A 5858-nucleotide genomic window follows, 5' to 3' on the forward strand; every position below is an offset into this window, starting at 1 on the left:
GCCTGCCCGTGCTCGCGCTGTGCAAGGCCGCGGCCGTGCGCGTTCAGGCCGGTTTGCCGGCATCGGCTGCCGACAACGCCTGGCCGGCCAGGGCATCGCGCGTGTCGCGCGGGCCGGCGGGCGACGAGGTTTCGGCCACGCTGGACGCCGGGGTGCACATGGTGGGGTTCGCGCCCCCGTCGAGCGGCCTGCGGGCCCGTGCTCGTGTGGCGATGGCGGTGGACGAGTCGGCCGTGGTGCTGGCCGTCACGGGGTGACCGGATTTCGACTGGGTCCGGGTCACGGAGCGGTCTTGTCCAGGCTGCGCCGAAGCGCCTCGATGTCCTTCGGCTGCAATGGCATGAACTCACGCACCGTGGGGGCTTCTGGTGGGGGGTGGGCGAGTTCGTTTTCGCAGCGATCCAGGTTGCTCCGGATGGCCGCCCGCGTTGCAGCTGAAAGGGTGTATCGCTCCCGCTCCACGGCCCGGAAGTATTCGGCCAGGGTGAGGTGGGCGCATTGGGTGAGCAAGGGGATCTGTGCGCTGGCTTGATCCAGGCTGAACGCGCTGCAGGGGGGCGGGGAAAGATACAACTGGAACAGCCGCAAATGGGCATCGGGACTGGTGCGGACCATGCGCTGCATGACGGACTCCACCGTGCGCGCGTCGAAGCCGGGAACCTTGTCGCAGTAGGCGTCCATGCTGCGACGCAACTCCAGGCCGATGCGCGCGCCGTGCATGGCTTTCAGATGCCACTCGTAGGCTTGGTCGAAGGGCGGAATGCCTGCCAGGTAATTGCCGTAAGCCCACTGCGCCGGGTTGTCGCCGCTTTCGGCGCGGCGTTGCAACTCCATCAGGCAAAAGCCGTGATACGAGTATTCATCCTGCTGGTCGCAGGTGACGGCGCTATCGATCCACCACCACGCGGTCCAGGCGCCGACCAGCAAGGAAAGGACCAGAGCGATTCGGGTGCCTGCCCCCCATTTTTTCCAACGGCGAATCATCGGCGCTTCCCCATTTTCTGCATCAAGGCCCCTTTCAGCAGATCGCCGGTATCGCGCGGAGAGGTCGGGGCCGTTGCAATGGGTTGTCCATCGGGCCCCCAGGTTCGCCATACGCCTGGACGCAACAGGTCGGGAATGGGGAGCATCGCCAATACGCCCGGGAGCTTCTCGAAGGCCCCTTGCCCCACCGCAGAACCGCCCAGCGGATAATTCCAGGTGGTTGTCGTGGGCGCCGTGACATGCGTTCGCAACACTTGGGCCAATTCACTTGCGATGCCATCGGACGTGGCTCCCGCATTGCATGCGTCGATCAAAACCGGCTCTCCGTGCCAGAGGCCGCTGCGCCGGATCGTGTCGGCCACTTCCATGCCATGGATCATTCCCTGAATGCTTTTTGCTGTGGCATGGGCAAATACATACACATAACCCGCAACACCCTTTTCCCTGAGTCCGGATTGATAGAGCACCTTATCCCCGGGCTGGATCAGGATGATCTTCTTCCTGATCGGGTCGATGGTCGCGATTTTTCGGACCCTCTTTTGCGAAGCATCGAGGCCTTCGAAGACCTGTTTGATCATTCCCTTTCCTGGTCCATATTGCATTCGCCCGTTGACCACGGGTTCTGCGGGCTCGCTCCGCAGCCATTGTGTCCATGCCATTGAAATTCGATTCGTGATGCCGTGACATTGCGAATCGCACGGGTCTTTGAATGCCACGCTCACGATTCACCTCCCTTTTTTCTGCCCGTCTTCGCAGGCCGCGGGATGATAGCGGCATGCGCAATGGGGATGACGGTCGGGGATCGCTGGCCCGCGCTCACGGCTTCATCGGGTGCTCACTCGCCTCCGAAGCGCGGTCGGAACTCCTCGCAGAACGCCGCGTTACCGCTGATCGAGAGCGTCACCGTATGCCGCGGTGCTGCGGGCTTGCCGGCGGTGGAAACGAGGCGCCGGGTGGCCTCGTCGAAAACCAGGGACTGCACGGCGGAGACCTCCCGCACGGCCTGCAGGTCGTAGTCCCAGGCGGCGCCGTCCTCGATGGCGCCGTTCTGGTTCGGGAAAGTGGCGTGGGCCCAGCCCAGCACCTGTGCGATCTCCGCGTGCAGGGCCGGCAGGTGCTCTTCGGTCACGCTGGCCATGGCATCCCAGGTGCCGGTGCCTTCGTCGTCCTCGCTGTAGTCGAATTCCAGGTAGCGCAGGGTCATGGGTTTCAGGTTTGTGGAAGGAAGGCGCCGGGGGCGGCGCGGCAGGGGGCATTTTCGGGCAGGTTTGGCCGCGCTTTGCCACAGAATGTGCAGCGCCCACGCATGTGGGTGGCTCCCTCGACCACCCTTCGCTCCTGTGAACCCCGCTATGCCCGACTCGACGACACCCTCTGCCACCTTGCTGTGCGACGGCCTGTGCTTTGCCCACGCGCAGGGCCCGGCCGTATTCGACGGCTTCACCGCCCATGCCGCGCCGGGCGCGACGCTGGTGCGGGGCGACGAGGGCTCCGGCAAGACCACGCTGCTGCGCCTGCTGGCCGGGGAGCTGCAACCCCAGGGCGGGACCGTCTGGCGGAACGGGCAGCCGTGCAGCGACCGGGCCGCGAAGGAGTCGGGCGCGGTGTTCTGGGCCGACCCGCGCGCGACGGCACTCGATGGCACCAGCCCGGGGGCATGGTTCGGTGCGCTGGCCGGCCGCCATCCGGCATGGGACGCTTCGGCGCTGCAGGCGCACGTGGCGGGGTTCGGGCTGGAAAGCCACCTGCCCAAGGCCATGGAGCAGCTGTCCACCGGCACGCGGCGCAAGGCGCTGCTGGCGGCCGCTTTCGCGTGCGGGGCGCCGCTGGTGCTGGTGGACGAGCCGGTGGCCGGCCTGGACCGTCCCTCGGTGCAATACCTGCAGCAGGTGCTGGCGCAGCGGGCGGCGCAGGGCGGGCCGGGCACCGTGCTGGTGGCGCACTACGATGCGCTCGCGGGCGTGCCGTGGAATGCGGTCATCGATTTGCCCTGAGGGTCCCGGCGACACGGTGCGCACCGCCCGCCGCTGCCGGGGCTCGCGGCGAGCGCCTTCCCCGCCTACACTGCGATCCTTCTGCGCTGTTGCCTGTTTGTTTCTTTCCCTTCCGTTGCCATTCAGGAGCCTGGTATGGACGCCCTTCTTTTCGCACCCGTGGCCGTGGCGATCGCGCTCACGCCTGGCCCCAACAATTTCTGCGGCCTGAACAACGGCATCCGGGCCGGTGTGGGCACGGCGTTGGTGGCCACCATCGGGCGTGCGGCGGCGTTCGCCATCTTTTTGACGGTGTCCGCCGTGGGTCTGGGCGCGATGCTGCTGGCCTCCGAGGCGGCCTTCACGGTCGTGAAATGGGTGGGGGCGTGTTACCTGTTCTGGCTGGGCTGGAAGGCGTGGCGCAGCCGGGAGTTCGGCGGGCTGGAACTGGTGGAGGGCAGCGAGGCCACGCCCTCGGCGGCTGCGGTGCCGATCCGCTCGCTGATCCTGCAGGAGTTCCTGCTGGGCATCACCAATCCCAAGGCGATCATCCTGTTCGCCGCGGTGTTTCCCCAGTTCATCGACCCCGCCCAGCCCGCGGCGCACCAGTTCCTGGTGCTGGGCTCGGTGTACCTGATGGCCGAGTTCGTCTCCACCGCCGTGTACGCCACGGGCGGGCGGCAGATCCGCCGGGTGATCCGCTCGCAGCGCGGCGTGGTGCGGCTGAACAAGGCGACGGGCGGATTCTTCATGGGCGCCGGCGGGCTGCTGCTCGCGGCCAACCGCTGACTTTGTGATTCGGCGGGCCGGCGGCGCTTGCTGCCGGGTCGCTTCGCCTCAGCTTTTGTGCCATTCGGGCGCTACATCGCCTTGAAGCGGTGGGCGTAGAGCCGGCTCACCGCCAGGGTTTCTGGCCGCTCGCGCAGGCGCAGGTGCAGCCGCCCTGATTCGTCGCGCACGGCTGAGGCGATGGCGCTGGCGCGCACCAGGGTGCCGCGGTGCACCTGCCAGAAGGTGTTCGCGTCGAGCTGGGCAGCCAGTTCCTTGAGGGGCGTGCGGATCAGGTACTCCTGCGTGGCGGTCAGCACGCGCACGTACTTGTCGGCCGCCTCGAACACCACGACGTCCGCCACCGGCACCAGGTGGATCTGCGCGCCGCTGCTCGCCTGGATGACGGTGAGCGGGGCGGGGTGCGCCGCCGCACCGGCCATGCCCGGCGCAGCGGCCCCGGGCAGTGCCACCAGTGCGCGCAGGCGGGCCAGCGTGGCCTCGAAGTCCAGCGCGGCGGGCGCGGCCTGCCGTGCGAGGGTGGCCTGCAGCTTCTGGACGGCCTTGCGCAGCCGCTCGGGCTGCACGGGCTTGAGCAGGTAGTCCACGGCCTGGGCCTCGAAGGCCTGCACGGCGTACTGGTCGTAGGCGGTCACGAACACCAGCGCGGGAAAGGGCGTGTCGGCCGGCCAGGCGTCGGCCAGCTCGGCGGCTGCCTCCAGGCCGCTCTGGCCCGGCATGCGGATGTCGAACAGCAGCACGTCGGGCCGCAGGTCCAGCGCCTGCTCCACGGCCGCGAGCCCGTCGCCCACGGTGGCGGCGATCTGAAGGTCCGGCCAGGCCCGGGCCAGCTCCTGGCGCAGGGCGGCGGCCAGCAGCGGTTCGTCTTCGGCGATCAGGGCGCGGGGCGCGCGGGAGGGCGGCAGGTTCATGGCAGCGGGGGATTCAAGGGAAATACGGCCCTGGCGCATGTTCCACTAGGGCGTTGTGCTATCAAATTAATAGTGCCTTGCTCGCCGTACAGCGTGTGCAGCCGCTCGCGCACCTGCTGCAGCCCGAAGCTCTGGCGCGCCGGGCCGGGTGGCCCGGACGGTGCGGTGCCGCCCGCGGCCAGCCCGGCGCCCGAATCCTGCACCAGCAGTTCCAGCAGGCCGTCGGGCAATGGCCGGGCGGCGATGTGGATGCTGCCGCCTTCCACCTTCGGCTCCAGGCCGTGGCGGATGGCGTTTTCCACCAGCGGCTGCAGCAGCAGCGGCGGCACGGGCACGCGGGCGAGCGCTTCGGGCAGGTCGAGCGTGTAGGCCAGGCGCGGGCCCATGCGCACCGACATCAGTTCCAGGTAGTCGCGCAGCCGGGCGAATTCGTCGGCCAGCGGGTGCAGCGTGGCCCGCGAGGCGCCGAGCGTGGCGCGCAGGTAGTCGATCAGGTGGTCCAGCATGGCCTGGGCGCGGGGCGGGTCGGCGGCGATCAGCACGCGCAGGTTGGACAGGGTGTTGAACATCATGTGCGGCTCCAGCTGCGCCTCCAGCAGTTTGAGGCGCGCCTCGGCGGCGTCGCGTTCGACCTCGGCGATCTTGCCTTCCAGAAAGCGCGATTTGCCCTGGGCGTAGAAGAAGAACGACAGCGCCAGGCACGCCAGCACCGTCGTCACCATGGCCGAACTGGGGCCGCCTGCCGACGCCAGGGTCAGGCCGGGGTGCATGCTCTCGCGGTAGGCATCGCCCAGGGCCGAGCCGAACTGAAAGCCGATGGAGCCGCCCACCGCGACCAGCGCCCAGCCGCGCCAGCCCAGGGGCCACGGGATGGGGCTATGGCGTGAGAGCCACAGGCGGCCGATGTCGATCAGCAGCCAGCTCGGCAGGCCGATGGCCAGGGAGTACACGAGCTGCACGTCCCACGGTCCCCGGCCGTAGGCGAGCTGGATGCCGGCGATGGCGGCGCAGAACGCGGCGATCACCAGCCCGTGGCGAATGGATTGGCGAAGGCTGAAGTGCTGCATGGCGGCGCTGGAGAAAGGAAAAGCTTCTGGTGGGCCGATTGTGGGGGCACTCCTGGCGGCGGCCGTGCGCCCGGTCAGCGCCGCTGCAGGGCCTGGCGCAGGGCGGCGCGCTCGCGCTCCAGCAGGCGGGCGTG

The 5858-nt window shown here is 68.8% G+C and carries 7 protein-coding genes and 1 pseudogene; 3 read left to right on the top strand and 5 right to left on the bottom strand.

Annotated elements, in window-relative coordinates:
- Window positions 1-257, top strand: a pseudogene (locus tag AC27IO_RS19305) (TOBE domain-containing protein); the annotation flags it as partial.
- 22 nt (window positions 258-279) lie between these two features.
- Here AC27IO_RS19305 and AC27IO_RS19310 read toward each other — a convergent pair.
- The 3 genes from AC27IO_RS19310 to AC27IO_RS19320 all read right to left on the bottom strand — a co-directional run bounded on the left by AC27IO_RS19310 (window position 280) and on the right by AC27IO_RS19320 (window position 2188).
- A complete protein-coding gene (locus AC27IO_RS19310) occupies window positions 280-927 on the bottom strand; it encodes a hypothetical protein (protein WP_498740252.1) in 648 nt (215 codons plus the stop codon).
- A 53-nt stretch (window positions 928-980) separates the two neighbouring features.
- The gene (locus AC27IO_RS19315; RefSeq protein WP_498740253.1) at window positions 981-1706 is read right to left on the bottom strand and encodes a DUF8616 domain-containing protein; all 726 of its coding nucleotides are present in this window, start codon (window positions 1704-1706) and stop codon (window positions 981-983) included.
- Window positions 1707-1819: 113 nt separating this feature from the next.
- A complete protein-coding gene (locus AC27IO_RS19320) occupies window positions 1820-2188 on the bottom strand; it encodes a hypothetical protein (RefSeq protein ID WP_317351959.1) in 369 nt (122 codons plus the stop codon).
- A 136-nt stretch (window positions 2189-2324) separates the two neighbouring features.
- Between AC27IO_RS19320 and AC27IO_RS19325 the strand changes: the two genes are divergently transcribed.
- Together AC27IO_RS19325 and AC27IO_RS19330 are read left to right on the top strand one after the other, a co-directional pair.
- A complete protein-coding gene (locus AC27IO_RS19325; RefSeq protein ID WP_498740255.1) occupies window positions 2325-2978 on the top strand; it encodes an ABC transporter ATP-binding protein in 654 nt (217 codons plus the stop codon).
- 135 nt (window positions 2979-3113) lie between these two features.
- Complete coding sequence (locus AC27IO_RS19330; RefSeq protein WP_284394813.1) at window positions 3114-3746, top strand: LysE family translocator; 633 nt, start codon at window positions 3114-3116, stop codon at window positions 3744-3746.
- A 71-nt stretch (window positions 3747-3817) separates the two neighbouring features.
- Here AC27IO_RS19330 and AC27IO_RS19335 read toward each other — a convergent pair whose 3' ends face one another.
- Entirely contained in the window at window positions 3818-4657 is an 840-nt protein-coding gene (locus tag AC27IO_RS19335; protein ID WP_498740258.1) for a LytR/AlgR family response regulator transcription factor, read from the bottom strand.
- Window positions 4654-5724 carry a sensor histidine kinase gene (locus AC27IO_RS19340; RefSeq protein ID WP_498740260.1) on the bottom strand — a complete coding sequence of 357 codons (1071 nt, stop codon included), beginning with the start codon at window positions 5722-5724 and terminating at the stop codon, window positions 4654-4656. Before AC27IO_RS19340 ends, AC27IO_RS19335 begins: the two co-directional genes overlap by 4 nt.
- Window positions 5725-5858 lie beyond the last annotated feature (134 nt).

This window comes from Acidovorax sp. KNOB132 (assembly GCF_057541515.1).